Origin of the sequence: Curtobacterium sp. B18 (assembly GCF_000333375.1) — a bacterium.
Lineage (GTDB): Bacteria > Actinomycetota > Actinomycetes > Actinomycetales > Microbacteriaceae > Curtobacterium.
In genome coordinates this window covers 1-15,624 of sequence record NZ_BACZ01000063.1, presented here as the reverse complement: position 1 = coordinate 15,624, position 15,624 = coordinate 1, and the positions used below count along the sequence as shown (strand labels likewise).

8 protein-coding genes and 1 pseudogene are annotated in these 15,624 nt (G+C 73.1%); 1 reads left to right on the top strand and 8 read right to left on the bottom strand.

Going from position 1 to position 15,624, the window contains the following annotated elements; translation table 11 throughout:
- Positions 1 to 816 (top strand): asparaginase (locus I5E_RS01695; protein WP_022905470.1); only part of this gene is annotated, 816 nt, incomplete at its 5' end.
- Between the two features lie 11 nt (positions 817 to 827).
- On the opposite strand, the gene I5E_RS20915 is transcribed toward I5E_RS01695, so the two are convergent.
- The 8 genes and pseudogenes from I5E_RS20915 to I5E_RS01655 form a co-directional block, all read right to left on the bottom strand.
- Positions 828 to 1,808, bottom strand: a complete 981-nt coding sequence (locus tag I5E_RS20915; protein WP_022905469.1) for a hypothetical protein — start codon at positions 1,806 to 1,808, stop codon at positions 828 to 830.
- 101 nt (positions 1,809 to 1,909) lie between these two features.
- On the bottom strand, positions 1,910 to 3,862 hold the full coding sequence (locus tag I5E_RS24120; protein WP_022905468.1) for an FHA domain-containing protein: 1,953 nt from the start codon (positions 3,860 to 3,862) through the stop codon (positions 1,910 to 1,912).
- 30 nt (positions 3,863 to 3,892) lie between these two features.
- Positions 3,893 to 3,961, bottom strand: a pseudogene (locus I5E_RS26850) (zinc-ribbon domain-containing protein); the annotation flags it as partial.
- Positions 3,958 to 6,456: a transglutaminaseTgpA domain-containing protein gene (locus I5E_RS01675; protein WP_022905467.1), complete on the bottom strand. Its 2,499-nt coding sequence runs from the start codon at positions 6,454 to 6,456 to the stop codon at positions 3,958 to 3,960. The gene I5E_RS01675 and the pseudogene I5E_RS26850, both read right to left, overlap by 4 nt.
- On the bottom strand, positions 6,453 to 7,724 hold the full coding sequence (locus tag I5E_RS01670) for a DUF58 domain-containing protein (protein ID WP_261974835.1): 1,272 nt from the start codon (positions 7,722 to 7,724) through the stop codon (positions 6,453 to 6,455). Before I5E_RS01670 ends, I5E_RS01675 begins: the two co-directional genes overlap by 4 nt.
- 140 nt (positions 7,725 to 7,864) lie before the next feature.
- Positions 7,865 to 8,836, bottom strand: coding sequence for an AAA family ATPase (locus tag I5E_RS01665; RefSeq protein ID WP_022905465.1), 972 nt, complete (start codon positions 8,834 to 8,836; stop codon positions 7,865 to 7,867).
- A gap of 65 nt (positions 8,837 to 8,901) precedes the next feature.
- Positions 8,902 to 14,709, bottom strand: coding sequence for an Ig-like domain-containing protein (locus tag I5E_RS01660; protein WP_022905464.1), 5,808 nt, complete (start codon positions 14,707 to 14,709; stop codon positions 8,902 to 8,904).
- Positions 14,706 to 15,624 (bottom strand): serine/threonine protein kinase (locus tag I5E_RS01655; protein ID WP_022905463.1); only part of this gene is annotated, 919 nt, incomplete at its 5' end. The genes I5E_RS01660 and I5E_RS01655, both read right to left, overlap by 4 nt.

Here is a 15,624-nt window from a genome sequence, read left to right as displayed (position 1 = left end):
TACCCGCGCTCGACGATGAAGCCGTGCCAGGCACTGGCCCTCCGCCGGGCCGGAGCCGTGTTCTCCGACGAGGAACTCGTGCTCACGACCGCCAGCCACGCCGGCACGCCCGCGCACCAGGCCCTCGCACGCCACATGCTCGAGTCGTACGACCACGTCGAGGCCGACCTCGGCTGCCCGCCCGACATGCCGTTCGACCGCGCGACCGCCCGCACCATGACCGAGCCGCGGCGCCTGGCGATGAACTGCTCCGGCAAGCACGCCGGCATGCTCGCGGCCTGCCGGGTCAACGGTTGGGACGAGGCGACGTACCTCGAGATGACGCACCCGCTCCAGCAACGGGTCCGCGACACCGTCGAGGAGTTCACCCACGAGACCGTCGACGTCGTGGGGACAGACGGGTGCGGCGCGCCGGTGTTCCCCCTGACGCTCGTCGGACTCGCCCGGGGCTTCGCCGGGGTCGTCGCACGGGCCGAGTCCGACACCGCGGCGCTCACCGACGCGGTGCTCGACCACCCGTGGGCGATCGACGGCATCGGGCGCGCCAACACGGTCACGATCGAGCGGCTCCGGGTGCTCGCGAAGCTCGGTGCCGAGGGTGTGATGGTGATGGGGCTCCCCGGTGGTGCAGCGGTCGCGGTCAAGACCCTCGACGGCGCACAGCGGTCCGGGACGCTCGCGGCACTCACCCTGCTCGAGCGGAACGGCATCGTGGACGCGGCCGGTGTCGCGGACGTCATGGCTGCTACGGGCGAGCAGGTGCTCGGTGGCGGCGTCCCGGTGGGGTCGCTCCGGGTCGGCTCCGGCCTGCGCTGAGGTCGCCGGGGTCACTGCGGCGCCCCGAGCCGCGGCCACGGCGCTGCTGGCTGCGGTGCCTGCGTTCTGGGCTGCGGTGCCGGCGTTCCGGGCCGCGGTGCCTGCGTTCCGGGCTTCGGTCCCTCGTCCCCGAGCCGCGGCAGCGTCGGCGAGACCGGGATCCCTCGACGTTCGCCGTGGTCGCGGACCGTGCAGCCGTGTCGGGTGACCTCGACGGCGACGTCCCACCGGCGCGGCAGGACGCTCAGCCCGGGGACGAGCACGACGGTCGTCCGTGCTGGCCGGCCCGGCGGTGGTCCGTCCGGCGCGGCTCCGTGATCGACGACCACGACCGCCGTGTCGGTCGGCAGCGCAGGGCACGGGACGTCGCCCGGTGCCACCACAGACCGGAGGTCCGGACTGCTCGCCGACCGGGCCTCGGCCGTGGGCCCGGCGGCGACGTGGACCTGGGCCGCGACGGCGCGGAAGACGGCCAGCGCGAGGACCCCGGTGCCGACGACGACGATGTGTGCCTGGGCGCGGTCGTCGAACGTGACGTCGCGACCGCCCGGTGTCGTCCCGAGCAGGATCGGCGGTCGGTCGGTCGGCGGCGCGTCGTCTCCGGGCAGAGCCGACGGCGCGCGATCCGGGTCCCTGGTGAGACCCGGCGCCCGGTCGTCCGGGTCAGGGGCGTGCCCCTGGACCTGGGCGTCCGGATCGGGGGCGTGCCCCTGGGCCCGGTAGGGGGCGTGCCCCGGGTTCCGGTCGAACACCGTCCGTCCGACCGCGGTGCGCTCCGGTGGGTGGACCACGGCGACGGGTGACCCGGCGTTTCCCCGGTCATCGCGACGCACCCGGTCCGTCCGGACCACGAGGACGTCGAGCACCGCACAGCACCCGGCAGCCCCGAGCAGCACCGCCTGCGTCGTCCCCGCCACCGGAGCGAGGACCCCGGCCGCGACCAGCACGGTCGCCACCCCGACCAGTGCGGTGCGGGCGACGAGCGGGGTCATGACCCCAGGTCACCACACGGCGACGACCCGACCACGTCGGCGTGGCTCGAATGTGGACAGCAGTGAGCGCCACGTCCCTGTGGACGAGGACGCTCCCGACGTCACTGCACGAGGAAGAACTGCTCCCCGATGTCCACACGGGCGCCACGCTCGACCCGGTACCGGCGACCCGGCTCACAGCGTCGGATCGACCCGTCGATGTGTCGGACGACCGTGCCGTTGCCGGAGAACCGGTCGGACACCCACAGGTCGTCGCCGTCGCGGCCGAGCTCGAGGTGGGTCTTCGAGACCGACTTGCCGGGGTCGTGCACGGTCAGGAGGTCGTCGAACCGCTCCCCCGGCTGCGGGCGCGGGAGACGACCGACCAGGCCGGTACCGTGCACGCCGAAGCGCTCGCCCGTGCTGAAGTGCAGCACGAAGGGCGCGTGCGTCGGCGTCGCGGACACGATGCGGGTCTCGTCGACGTCGTCCTCGAGGTCGCCGTCGGCGCTCGTCGGGGCGTCGGTCGCGACGGTGTCCGGCAGCGCGGGTGCGTCGACCCCGGGCAGGGGCGGCAGGGGTGCTGCGGACGGGACACCGATCGCGCCAGTGTCCGCCGCCGACGGTGCCGACGACGGGACGGTCGCGGATCCGGGAACGGGCGGGAGGAACGACGCGCCTCGGACCGGGGTCCCGGCATCGGGGGCGGCGTGCAGACCACGCGGGCGCTCGGCCGCATCGACATCGGAGGGTGCGGCGTCGTCCGTGGTGACGGCGTCCCCGCCGTTCACCCACGTCGGCAGCACACCGGTGCCCCCGACGGGTTCCTGGACGTCCGTCGCGTCGGTCTCCGGGGCGCGGCCGTGCGCGCCACGGTCGGCCGAGCCGAGGCCGTCCGCGCCACGGTCAGTCGAGCCGAGGCTGTCCACGGCGGCGGCGTCCGGGGCGTCGCCGCTCGGGCCGTCGTCGTCCGGGGCAGCACCGTCCAGCGCACCAGCGCTCGGGGCGTCGCCGACCGGGGTGTCGGCGTCCGGCGTGTCGCCGTCCGGCGTGTCGTTGTCCGGGCCGTCGGCGTCCGGGCCGGCGTCGTCGCCGGTCGCGGGCTGCGAATCGTCGGCGGCCCAGTCCGGTCGGGCCATCGGGAGCGGCACGATCGGACCGGTGAACGCCGCGGTCACCGCCGGTCGCACGGCGCCGCACTCGGCGCAGAAGATGTCGTCCGGCTCGAGGAGGTTCCCGCACACGTGGCACGTCGTCGCCTGCGACCCCGGGGTCACGAGGGGCGCGGGGCGGGGCGGACGCCGGTCGGCCAGCGGCTCGACCACCGCGGTGTCCCCGGGCTGCGGCGGCGAGACGACGGCACCGGGAACGGCACGGTCGTCGGTCGCTCGATCGGCACCGGACGTCGGATCCGCGGTGACGCCGGTGGACCCCCCGGTGGCCGCTGTCGAGTCGTTGGTCGCACCCGACCGGCCGACCCACCACGAGGGGCCGGACGGCGCGGGCGCAGCGGGCTGTTCCGTCGGCGGCGACCAGCGCGGGGCCGCGGCCTCGGGCGCTTGTGCGGAGCGTTCGGCGAGACGGGTGACCTCGGGGTCCTCCCCCTCGGCCGGGACCGACGGGTACGCGTTGGGGTCGAGCGGCGGCTCGGGCGGCTGCGGAGTTGCCGGGATCTCGGGTGCGCGCGGCGCCCTGGACCCGGCGGGCTGCTCAGGGACGATCCCCCCGACAGCACCGGGGGCGTCGGACGCACCGGAGCGTTCCGGATCCACCGGGTTCGCCGGCGCGGTGTGGCCGCCCGGGGTCGACTGTCCGGACCAGTCGGGCAGACCGGTCCCGGCACCGTGCACGTGGCTCGGAGCCGTCCGCGGGGTGAGGTCGTCGGGGCGTTGGACCGGCACGGCCGGCGGCTGCTGGGCGCTCCCGCGCTCGGCACCGGTCAGCCACGCACGCGTCGCCGGGTCGAGGGTCGACTCGGGGAGCCACGCCTCGGCCGCCGGATCCTGACGTCGCCCGTGCAGGTCAGGCTGCTGCAGCGGCGGCGGCGGGGCCTGCTCGATCGGGGTCGTCGCCACCGGGCGCCGACTCGCCGCTGCGGTCACGGCACGTCCGCACTCACCGCAGAAGATGGCTCCGTCCGGGAGCGTCGATCCGCAGTGTTCGCATCTGATCACGTGTTCCGCCTGTCCTCACTCGGCCGTCCACGACGCTCGCCGGCCTGCACGCCATCGTAGCCGCGCCCCCCACCGGCTCCCTGTCCGCCTGTGGACCGTCGCCCCCGGGCCACCACCGCGGAGGCGACCGACCCGCCCCGCGACCGCGCGACGTCGACGACGCGGAGCGACCGCAGGGACACCGCCGCGCGGAAGCGCTCCCTGCGGGTCCGCCCGGCACGCAGGCTCGCGATCGCGTCGTCCGTCGCCGACCACATCCGGTCGGCCGCCGTCCGGTCGGCGTCGCTCGGGCCGAACACCGACCGGTCGGCCAGGGCCGCGAGGCCTGTGCCGCCCTCGCCCGGCGCTCCGACCACCGCTTCCCGTCGGGTCGCCGACCGCGCGACGTCGTGTCCGCGGTCGACCAGGGCATCCCGGTACTCGTCCCACGCGCCGACGATGCGCCCCCGGGGCGTCGGGGCTCGACGACGACGACGGCGACGAATGCGCTTGAGCAGCACGATGACGCCGAACGGCAGCAGCACGAGCGCGGCGAGGCCCAGCACGGCGAGCAGCCACGGCAGCACCGCGAGCAGGATCTGCAGCCAGAGCGGCTGCACGGGTGGCGTGTTGCGGTCGCTCTGCGGCGGCGCCTGCTGCGACTGGTCCTGCTGCTCGGCCGGGGGCGGCGGAACGACCGTCTCGGGTCGCGTCACCGGCTGCGGCGTCTGCTGCTGCTCGTTCGGGATCTCGCGGACCGCGGGGTTCGGGTCGATCATGACCCAGCCCCACTGCGCCGTGTCGACCTCGATCCGTGCGGTCACGTCGGACCCGCGGAACGTCGTCGTCCGGCCGGAGGTCGCGTCCGCTCCGGTCCCGCCGCCGGCGTCGCCGCCCGCGGTGAACCCCATCACGACGCGCGCCGGGAAGCCGAGCTGGTCGGCCATCAGCGCAGCCGCGACCGCGTACTGCTCCTGGTCACCGATCATCAGCGGCGAGGTCAGGAGCTCCTGGATCCGGTCGGCTCCGTGCCCCGAGCGGCTCGCCCGGTCGTCCCCCACGCCGTGGCTCACGTACCCGTTGCGCTTCAGCGCCTCCACCGCGGCGACGAGCTTCGCCCCGTCGGTGCCCGCGTCGGCCGTGGTCGCCTCGACGGTGGACCGGATGGCATCGGGAACCGATCGCGGCGTCGGTACCGAGGCGCTGCCCGGACGGGCCGAGGCGAGCTCCTCGTCGGTCGGCTGCTCGGGCAGGACGGCCGTGAGGTCGTAGCGAGTCCCCTCGCCGACACCCCCGACCACCGCGCCGGTGCCGGTCGAGCCGTTGTAGAAGAACGCGCCGCGCTCCTGCTCGGCGTCGGAGCCCGAGAACTCGACGCGCTCGAGGTCACCCACCGTCGGCAGCCAGACCCCGCGGTACCCGTCGACCCGGACACCGACGCGCACGGTCGTGCCGTCGACACCGCGGACGTCCACCGAGGTCGGGACGCGCTCGAAGGTGCCCGACGCCGCGGCGCCGTCGGACCCGCCCACGCGGTAGACGACGCCGTCGTACGTGTCGAGCGTGGCTATCCGGACGAACCCGTTCTCGGGCAGACCCGTCACCGTCAGCTGCGCCGTGTCCGACGCCGTGTCCTCCTCGTAGGCGCGGAAGCCGCTGAGCGGGCTGATGTAGTCGCGCGGGTCGAAGGGCTTCACGACGTCGGTCCGGGCCACGGTCCGCCCGACCGAGGGCGGCGCGACGAGGCCGAGCCCCGTGGCGACGACGGCCGCCGCGACGATCGTCCCCGTCCCGACGAGGGCCGGACGCAGCACCGACCGCGCCACCGGCACACGGGCCCCGATGGTCGTCGCGACGGCCACCGCACGCCGGGCGTGCCGAACCGTCAACGCCCACACCAGGGCGATCCCGGTGAGCGCGACGGCCGTCGCGATCGACGTGTCCAAGCGAGCGGGTCCGACCACCACACCGGCCGCGAAGACGACCAGCGCCGGGATGCTGGCGAGTTCCTGCCGGGAGGCGCGGGTCGCCACGCTCACGCCGGTCACGGTGGCGACGAGCATCGTCACGAAGTACGGCACGAGCAGCGACTCGTAGGAGCCGACCGGCAGGCTGATGGTGACGAGCTGCTTCCAGCCGAGCGCCACGCCGGCGAAGAGGTCGACCAGGCCCTGGCCCGTGGGCAGGACGCCGTTCGCGCCACCAGGCACCGCGGCCGGCACGCCCGTGAGGGCGAACACCGCGACGGTCGCGACCGCCACGACCGCGGTCGGCAGGCGGAACACCGTGCCGACGAGCGCGACGAGGGTGCCGGACACGACCGCGGTGACGGCGGCGACGACCATCGCGTCGTCCCGGTAGACCGGCCACCACGCCACGCTCGCGACGGCGAGGACCAACCACACCGCGAGCGTCCCGCCCACGAGCCGCGAGGGTGCGAAGCGACGGGCGTCCCGGCGCGCGTCCCGCCGGACCGTCTTCCGTGCCCGGGTCTCCGGGCCCGCTGCGACGCTCATGCCGCCGACGCCGATCGGTGCAGGGCGTAGCGGAGGTCGTCCAGGTAGCCGATCGTCATCACCGTGAGGCCGGCGACGCGGAGGAACCGCGGCTGCGCCTCGGGCTCGCAGATCACCGCGACGACCTCGACCCCGATCGGGAACCGCGTCGCGGCGAGGCGCAGCGCGGGCAGTTCGACCGTCGAGCCCACCACGAGGAAGGCGACCGAGATCCCGGCGGTGTCCGTCCCGACGATGCGTGCGACCTCGGCGATCGGCAGGCAGGCGTCGGCGAGTCCGACGGACGCGAACTCGTCGAGCAGGCGGGTCGGGGTCACCGTCGGCAGCGGGTGCACGGCGTACACCGGGCGCTTGGCGAACTCCGGCGTCCGCTCCGACACCACGACCGTGACCTCGCGGCCGTCGCGGATCGCCCGGGCCCCGAGCGACGCCGCCGCGCTCACCGCGAGCTCGAACTCCTCGTCGTCGGCGAACTCGGCGCGCGACAGGCCGAGCGCGACCACGAGGTGCGAGCGCCGCGTGTCCTCGAACTGGCGCACCATGAGCGCACCGGACTTCGCGGTCGACTTCCAGTGGATCGTGCGGGGGTCGTCGCCGGGCATGTACTCGCGGATGGCGTGGAAGGCGATGTCCGACGGGGACAGGTCGGTCGTGGCCTGGCCCTCGAGGTCGCGCACGAGGCCGGTGCTCGTCGACGGGATCGCGATCGTCCGGGGGTGCACGATGACCTGCTCCCGCGCCGTCCACACGATCTCGCGCCGGACCAGCCCGACGGGGTCCGCTCGGACACCCGTCACCGGACCGACGTCCAGCACGCCGCGCCGGACGGTCGGGACCGGGACCTCGCGCTCGAACGTGCCGCGAGGGCCGATCGACGGGATCGCCACGTCCACGAGGCCGGAGCCCACCGGCACCTCGACCGTCGTCGGTACCGACGGCAACCGCACGGGGTTCTCCGCCGTGACGACCACGCCGGCCGCATCCCCCACCGCCACCCGGTGCTGCGGCAGACGCATCCGGATCACGAGTCGCGACCGACCGATCAGCGCGACCGCGGCGACCACCACGAGGAGTGCCCCGGCGAAGCCGACGACCACGACCTCGCGCAGGCCGAAGCGGTACCCGACGACGAAGGCGACCAGCGTGAGCGCGGCGACCGTCCATCCCAGGCCGGTGACCACGGACGAGACCTCTGCCCACCCGCGCTTGACGAGCCTCCAGGCCGTCGACCAGGCCCGTGCGAGACCGACGACCGCATCCGCTGCCACGCCGTCACGGTCCCCGACCAGGCGTGTGCGGACGTTGGTGAGGCCGGCGACCGTCCCGGTGCGCTCGTACGCCGTCGAACCGCGACGCGACCGCGTCGAGGACGGACGGCGCGAACGCGTCGAGACGGGCCGGCGGTCGGTCACGACGCGGCCCGGTCCGCCGGCGGCGGGGTCTCGACCAACAGCTGTGCGATGACGCTCGTCGCGCTGACGCCGTCGAACTCGGCCTCGGCGTCGAGCACCAGGCGGTGCGCCAGGATCGGCACCGCGAGGGCCTTCACGTCGTCCGGTGTCACGTAGTGACGGCCGGTCAGCGCGGCGAAGACACGGGAAGCGCGCATGAGGCCCATGGCGCCGCGGACGCTGACGCCGAGCCGGACCTCGCTCGCCGAGCGCGTCGCGTCCACCAGCCGGGCCACGTAGTCCGCGATCGTCGGGTCGACGTGGACGGACCGCGCGAGCGTCGCCATCTCGGTGATGGTCGCAGCCGGCACCACGCTCGCCAGCGGGACCGAGCTCGACGGCGCCGACGACGTCTCGAGGATCTTCACCGTCGCCGCGTGGTCCGGGTAGCCGATCGACGCCTTCATCAGGAAGCGGTCCAGCTGGGCCTCCGGCAGCCGGTACGTGCCGGCCTGCTCCACGGGGTTCTGCGTCGCGATCACCATGAACGGCGCAGCGAGTCGGTGGTTGACGCCGTCGACCGTGACCGCGGACTCCTCCATCGCCTCGAGCAGTGCCGACTGCGTCTTCGGGCTTGCACGGTTGATCTCGTCAGCCAGCACGATGTTCGAGAAGATCGGGCCCCGGTGGAAGTCGAACTCCTGGGTCTTCTGGTCGTAGACGCTGATGCCCGTGATGTCACCCGGCAGCAGGTCCGGCGTGAACTGGATGCGGTTCGTCGACCCCTGCACGCTCTGGGCCATCGCGCGCGCCAGGCTCGTCTTGCCCGTGCCGGGGACGTCCTCGAGCAGCAGGTGCCCCTCGCTGAGCATCGCCGTGACCGCGAGACGGATCACGAACGTCTTCCCGAGGAGCACCTGCTCGACGTTGGTCACGATGCGGCCTGCGACGTCGGCGAACCAGGTGGCCTGCTCCGGGGTCATGCTCATGCGGTGTCGTTCCTCGTTCTCGGGGATGGCAGTAGGGGCAGCGTAGGGCAGGGTGGGGACGGGACTCAGGTGCCGGAGGCGGGGGTGATGTCGAAGGTGTCCGGGCGCGGATCGGTGTTCCCGTTGACGGTAGCGGTCACCCGGATCGCATCGAACCCCGACGGCACGGTGTCGCTCAACGAGTACTTGCCGCCGTTGTCCGGCTTGTCCTCGGTGCAGCTGTAGGTGCCGAGGAGCTGCCTCGTGCAGTACTCCACCTTGTACGACGGCTTGTAGACGTCGCTGGCGTTGCCGTTGTTGTCGGGCGGGTTGACGACGGGGAGCTGGCCCTCGACCGCGCTGACGATGCTGGCGTGCGTCGTGTAGGCCGTCCCGGTGGACGCGGCGCTCGACGCGCAGTAGTCACCGTCCGTCGCGCACGAGGTGAACACGACGCTCGTGGCGATGCCGTTGCCCGCGCCGGCACCGAGCGACGCGGTGCCGTTGAACCGGACGGGCGTTCCGCCGTTGACCGAGTAGTACAGGTAGCGGGTCGATCCGGACGCGGTCGCGGTGATCACGAAGGTCTGTGGGTTTCGACCATCGGCGTCGACGCTCACGCTGCCGGTGGGGGCATCGGGTGTCTGGAAGCCCTCGACGCTCGCGGGCTGGGACGCCGAGCAGAAGAGTCCGTTGTCGGCGTACGCGACGTAGCGGTACTGGCTCGTGATCGTGTCCGATGCGCTGCTGGTGTTCCACACCCGCTCGGCGCCGTCGGTGGAGCAGCCGGACGGGATCGGCGTGCTCGCGGCGTACTTCGCGATCTTCCACGAGGGCGTTCCGCCGGCCCAGTCGGACTCGGTGGCGTTCAGGGAGACCGCCGTGCTCGAGCCGCTCCGGTCGCCCGTGGCGGTGAGGTTCGGCGTCGCGGGTGACCCCACGGCGGAGCCGCTCCCGGACGCCGAGTTCCACTGCACGACCGTGCCGTTGCGGTCGGCGCCGTTCCGGGCCGAGATCGTCACGGTGTACTTGGCCCCGCTCTGTGCGCCGGTGAACGACGTGTTCGTCGCCGTGCCGGTGCTCCGCGTGGTGGAGAGACCCGGGCCCTCGATCGAGACGACGTAGTTGTCCACCGCGCTGCCGTTGTTCGGCGCCGGCACCGCGTTCCACTGCACGTCGAGCTGGTTCGGCGTGCTCGTGCTCGGCGTGACGGCGATGCCCGTCGGCGGTGCGGGGACGAAGTCCGCGCTGATCGGGCTGGAGTTCGCCGAGGCGTCCGAGTCGCCGACCGCGTTGGTCGCCACGACGGAGAACTGGTACGAGCCCTTCGGGTCGAGACCCGTGATCGTGCACACCGTCGCGGTCCCGCAGTCCTTCGCGACCCCGTTGGTGCCCTGCAGTCGGTAGCCCGTGATCGGCGAGTTGTTCGCCTGCGGCGTCGACCAGGTCAGGGTCGCCTGCCCGCCCTGGTAGGAGCCGGTGCGGGTGGGGGCACCCGGTGCGTCCGGCACGTCCTGCACCGAGATGGTGACGTCGCCCCAGACGTAGCGGTCGGGGTCGTCCGTCGCGTCGGCCACCTGGTACTGCAGGTGCGTGTCGACGGGCTTGGCGTTGTCCGACACGCTGACCTGCAGGCGGGACTTGTCGGCGCTCGGCGTGACGGTCACGCCGCCGGGCAGCCCGCCACCGAGCCCGCGGATGTTCACGACGCGCAGCCGCTGGCCCGGGAACGGGTTCGTCGGCTGGTCGTTGGCGAGGACGTCGATCGTGGTGGTCTGCCCGCGCTTCGTGACGGACGTGTCGGCTCCCGGCTGCACGAGCGGTCGCGTCGAGGCGACGACGTCCACGGTGATGACACCGGACCGGCCGGCGTTGGCGTCGTCGGCGACCCCGACGCCGATCGAGGCGGTGGTGTTCTTCTTCGCGGTGTCGGCGACCGTGATGGTCAGGGTCTGGCCGCTGATCGTCGCGGTGGTCCCGTCGCTCGGCTTGCTGACGACCGAGTACTTGAGCTCGGGGAGGTCCTGCGGGTACGGGTAGTCGGTGAGCTTGCCGAGGTCGATGGTGCGCGACTCCCCCGGCTGCATGTCGACCGCGGAGCCGGTGAACGCAGGCGGCTGGTTGGACCGGGGCGTCACCTTGATCGGCAGCACGAGTGTCGCGACCCGGCCCTTGCCGCCGTTCGCGTTCGACCCGTCGGTGACCTCGAACGAGATCGACGCGTTGCCGTAGTAGAGCTTCGACGAGGTGAACTGCAGCGTCGAGGAGTCGACGACGAGCCCCTGGCCGTTCGCGTGCGTCGCCTTCACCGTGCCGCGGTCGGTGATCTTCGCGGTCTGCCCGTTCGCGGTGACGACGTACTTCGACAGCGGGATCCGGACGGTGGCTTCGCTCTTCACGGTGATGGCGCCGGCGGTGCGGTTCACCTGGGGCAGGGCGTCGTCGAAGCCGGGGACGTGGATGAACCCGTAGGAGACGATGTCCGGGTGGTCCACGCGGGCGACCGAGAACGGGATGACCTGCGAGTCGTCGGACAGCCGGACGACGATCCGCCCGTCGTCGGTGGTGCGGGCGTTGTCGCCGTACCCGTCGACGACGCCCACCTTGAGGTCGGCGGTGGTCCCCTCGGCGAAGAAGACGTTCTCGAGCACGTCGACCGTCACGCTCTGCCGGTGCAGGATGTCCTGCAGGTCGAGCGTGGTGTCGTCGACCTCGGGGCGGAGCGGCTGCGCGTCCGGGTCGACCGTGACCGTGAGGAAGGCCGTGCTCGCGCCGCCGTTCTCGTTCGTCACCGTGTACAGGACCGCGTAGTCGCCGCGCTTCGCCGACTTGGGCGGCGTCACCCGGATCTGCTGCTTCTGCAGGATCTTCGCCGAGACGCCGTCGGCGGTGGGCTCGGCCTTCGTGACGGTCAGCTGGCCGCCCTCGGGGTCGGAGTCGTTCTGCAGCACCCGCACGGTCACCGATCCACCCGGACGGATCGTCACGTGGTCGGCCTCGGCGACGGGGTTCGACGCCTGTTCTGCCCGCGGCGCGATGCCGACGCGCACGGTGCCGGTCGCGCGGGCGCCGAGGGCGTCGACGACCGTGTAGGTGAACTCGTCGGTTCCCGCCGAGTAGTCGCCGGCCTCGTACGTCAACGCGTCCGTGGAGACGTCGGCGACGGAGCCCTTGTCGGGGTTGGACGCGACGCCGACGAGCTGCACGGAGTCACCGTCGGGGTCGATGCCGTTCAACGGGATCGACACGCGGACGGACTGTCCGGCGACGACCCGCGCGGTCACGGTCTGCGGGACGGGCGGGTTGTTCGTCGCGGCGTCGCGTTCGCGCACCGAGATCGACACCGTCGCGTCGGCGTACTGCCCGTCGGGTCCGGCGACCCGGTACACCGCGGTGTAGTTGCCCGGGGTAGTCGGCGCGAGGTACCGCAGGTGGTCGCCGGAGACGAACAACAGGCCGCCGTCACCGGGCACGTTCTGCACGAGGTCGGGCTGCAGCGTGAGGGGCTCCCCCTCGGGCTGCGTGTCGTTGTCGAGCACGTCGATGTTCGCGACGTCGCCCACGCGGACGGTCGCGCTGTCCGGCTGCGCGACGGGCGGCTGGATCCGGTCCGGCTTCGGGATCTCGACCACGGTGATCGTTCCGGTCGCCGAGGCCAGACCGTTCGTCTCGGTGTAGCCGAAGGAGACCGGTCCGTCGAGCGGCGCGGTGAGGGTCACCCGCACGGTGTGCTGGTCGAGGATGCTCGCCTCGACGCCGGAGCCGCGTTCGGGCCCGTCGAGCGCGGTCACGAGCAGGACGCCGCCGGCCGGGTCGGTGTCGGTGGCGGTGACATCGGTGTCCTTCGTCGACAGGGTGTTGACGAACACGGTCTTCGGCGTCGTGATCGGCGCGGTCGACGCGTCCGGCGGGGCGAGGATCGTCACGCGCACGATGCCGCTCGACGTCTTCGTGCCGTCGGTCACGGTGTACTCGAGCTGGTGCTCGCCCGCACCGGCGCCCTGGACCCGGAACGTCCCGGAGTCGTAGCTCGGGGTGACCGTCAGGCCGGTCGACGAGGACACACTCGTGAGCGTGACCGTGCCGTTGCCGCCGCGGACGTGGTCGAGCGGGTCGACCGTGAAGGCCTTGCCCGCGTAGCCGCGCACGGGGAACGGGTCGGCGTACAGCGGCACGCTCCCCTGCTTCGCGACGTGGATCGTGACCGAGCCCCGTCCGTCGGCACGTCCGTCGCTCACCACCAGCTGGACCGCACGGTCACCGGTGCGCGCGCTCGTGTTGCGGTAGTCGAGCAGGCCATCGGGCGTCGTCGACACCCGGTCCCCGTCCGCTGCGGTCGCCGACTTCAGGTACACCGGGTCGCCGTCGGGGTCGACCCAGTCGCCGAGCACGTCGGAGACGACGTGGCCGTTCTGCACGACGTCGGCCGAGGTGTCGCGGACCTGACGGGGTGCCTCGTTCTCGGACTCGGGCCGGACGGTGACCCGCACCGTGGCGGTGTCCGACCCGCCGTTGCCGTCGGTGATCGTGTACGGGAACGACACGGTGCCCGTTGCACGCCCGGACAGGGTGATCTGCAGCCGCTGTCCGTCGCCGACGATGGCCACCTTGCCGATCGCGTCGTCGATGGTGCCGACCTCGCTCACGATGATCGGGTCACCGTTCGGGTCGTAGTCGTTCAGGAGGACCGGGAGGCTCGTGGTGCGTCCAGGACGAGCGCCCAGGTCGTCGTCGACCGCCACCGGCGGCTTCTGGTCCTTCTCGACCTCGGGGTCGTCGTCGGAGACCTGCTCCTGCTGCTGGTCCTCGTCCTTCTTGATGAGGTCGGCCCAGTTGTCGATGAGCTGCCCGCTGCGGTCGATCGCCCAGGAGCGTCCGCTCTGCGGGTCGTTCGCGACGACCGTCTCGCCGTTGTGCAGGATCTGCAGGTCGCCCGTCCCCGCGGTGCTCTGGAGCCGCTGCAGCCCGGATCCCCTGCAGGTGTCCATGGCCTGCCCGCCGGCCCACGCCGCGTACGTGCAGGTGCCCACGACGGTGGGTCGCGCGGCCCGGCCGGACACCTGGAGCGCGGTGGAGCTGACGTCCCCGGAGGCCGAGACCCGGACGAGCCCGGCGGTGCCGGCGACGACGACCTCGGATGCGTCGTCGGCCGAGTGCTGCAGGGCGGGTGCGCTGCCGACCCGGTCACCGAGCTCGACCGTGCGACCGTCCACGGACATCCGGCCCGAGGTGCGGTCGAGGACCGCGAGGTGGTCCCCGAAGGACGCGACCTGGAAGTCGTCGGCACGATCCATCTTGACGGTCCACCGCTTCGCGACGGTCGGCGTGGTGCCCACGTCGACGAGCGCTGCGGAGCCGGTCCGCGGCGAGTAGACGGCGACGTGCTCGTCGGAGGCGTCGAAGACCGCATCGGCACCGAGGGTGAGGTCGGCCTTGGTGGACGCGTCGAACTCGCCGAGGTCCTTCGCGGGCGTCGCCCAGAGCTCGCCGGTGTCACCGTTGCCGATCACCGCCGTGGACCCGGCGAAGAACACCTGCGGGGTCCCGGCCGGCAGTGTGACGGGATCGGCGACCGTGGCGTCGGCGACGTCGACCTTCGCCACGGTGCCCTTGGTCTCGTCCACGCTGTAGACCGTCGACCCGCGCTGCAGGACGGACAGGTCGTCGCTCGCGGTCTCGACCGCGGTGTTGAGCTGCAGCACTCCGGTGTTCGCACGACCGACCGCCCCGTACTCGGCGGACGGCACCCAGACGGTGCCGTCGCCGAGGTCGACCCGCTGCGTGTGGTACCCGCTGGAGACGACGGCCGCGGTCGCGACGACCGCACCGACGACGACCGAGGCGCCAACCGTCACCGCTGCGGACCGGTGCTTCGCGAGGAAGGCCCGGATCACCCGGCACTCCCGATCGTGGCGCACTTCTGTGCGCTCGCGACCCCGGTCTTGCCGTCACGGTTGACCGCGACGGCGATGCACTCCTCGTCGCCCTTCTGCCCGGAGACGACGAAGCTGGTGCCCGTCTGCTGGCTGGCGGCGCCGTTCGACGAGATGACGTAGGTGTCGCCCGAGCGCAGTCCGGGGTCCGCCCAGGTGAACGTGACGGACGACGGCGACGGCTCGGCTCGGACGTCGGCGACGACCGGGATCGCACCCGAACCGAGCCGCCCGATCACGAGCACGGTGGCGACGGCGAGGGCGGCGACCACGACGACCGCGATCGAGGTCGCCCAGACCAGGGTCGAACGCGTCCGACGACGGGCGCGGGTGACGGAGCCGGTGCGGTGGACCGTGCCGACGCTCTGCCCCGCCGACACCGCGGACCCACCCTGCACCGCCTTGCGGGTCCGACGGCGTGCCCCGACCCGGGTCGGGGGCTGGAGTTCACGGATCATCGTCCGGTCGCCGGCCGGGGTGGGCGTCGCGACGGCCCACACCTCGACCGCCACGTCCGCCGACGTCTGCGTGATGCCGAGCTCGGCCTCGACCTGCTGGAAGCCGCGGACGAGCTCCATCACCGTCGTGGGCCGCCCGGCGACCTTGCGGGACATCGCGGCCGCGAGCAGACGTTCGAGGGAGGGCGGGACGTCGGTCCGGCCGGTCGGCTTCACGCCGCCCTTGTCGATCCGGCCCATGAGGTCGGCCGCGCCGTTCTTGCCACCGCGGACCTCGAACGGGCTGCGACCGGCGAGCAGGGAGAAGACCGTGGCGGCCAGCGAGTAGACCTCGGACTGGATCGTGCCGCGCGACTCGTCGATGAGCACCTCGGGCGCGGACCACGGGATCGACATGCCGATCGGCTCGTCCGGGTCG